1 protein-coding gene is annotated in these 1,047 nt (G+C 54.1%); it reads left to right on the forward strand.

All coding sequences use genetic code 11. From position 1 onward, the window contains the following. Positions 1–293: 293 nt before the first annotated feature. Entirely contained in the window at positions 294–641 is a 348-nt protein-coding gene (locus C450_RS19985; RefSeq protein ID WP_005046941.1) for a DUF6788 family protein, read from the forward strand. Positions 642–1,047 lie beyond the last annotated feature (406 nt).

Here is a 1,047-nt window from a genome sequence, read left to right on the forward strand (position 1 = left end):
ATCTTCGAAGCCCGCCGAACGATCAAGCACGAACGGCCTTCGGATTGGACGGTGCGCGCTTACTACAAAATCGAGACACTCCTGTTGGATAGTCTCAAGGACGACAACCAGACCATCTGATCGGAGCCAGGATGACTCGGCATCACTACCTTATGTAACAACAAGCATCCTTATGTAGGTCTAGATGTTACATAAGGTCAATCATGGCTTCAGAAGAGCCGCCGGCTGTCCCGGCTTNCCTTATGTAACAACAAGCATCCTTATGTAGGTCTAGATGTTACATAAGGTCAATCATGGCTTCAGAAGAGCCGCCGGCTGTCCCGGCTTCGCTACCGAAGTATCTCCGCAAGGGCCTCCCAAAGCAAGACCACGAATCGCTGCTGAAAATCCGCGAGTATATCGACGAACTCCTCGAATGGACCCAACAGCCGATCGACAACGACGAACTGCCGGACGCCGCCGATCCCGTCGACGAGGATGGGAGCAGTTCGAAGGGTGGGACCGTCGTGATGGAGAAAGTCACGTGTGGCGACGAAACCTGCAAGTGCATGAAGAAGGGCGAAAAGCACGGGCCGTACCAGTATCTCTACTACCGGAAGGCCGACGGGACGCTCACGTCCGAGTATATCGACAATCGGTGATTGCTCAGCGAACAATCCGTATCGGTCCCTCTACGAACCTTATGTAACAATACGGCAGGTGGAAGTGATGAAATGTTACACAAGGTGGCGAGAGACCACACCACTGCTTCCGGAGCAACTCGGGCTACACCCTCGTTTTTCTCTCCCGAGACAGGTGGAGGATTTCCACCATGGAAAGCCCGTCACAGCCCCCAACGAAGCAGGGCGTCGAGAACACAGACTTTCAGCAGCAGCCAGACACCCGGACGCTAGATCCAAGCGAACTCGCCACGAAATTCGGAGCAGTCTCCGAGCCGGAAAGCCCCGAAGAAGAATGTACGGCTGTGTTGAATCGCCATAGGGCGGTGGATTTCACTGCTTGACGGAGCGTTTGATGTTGTAGACGACACACATCAGGGTGATTTCT

This window comes from Halococcus salifodinae DSM 8989 (assembly GCF_000336935.1).
Lineage (GTDB): Archaea > Halobacteriota > Halobacteria > Halobacteriales > Halococcaceae > Halococcus > Halococcus salifodinae.

What these genes read in the sequence shown, in the direction of transcription:
- C450_RS19985 (WP_005046941.1), top strand. Translation starts at nt 294, where the DNA reads ATGGCTTCAGAAGAGCCGCCGGCTGTCCCGGCTTCGCTACCGAAGTAT.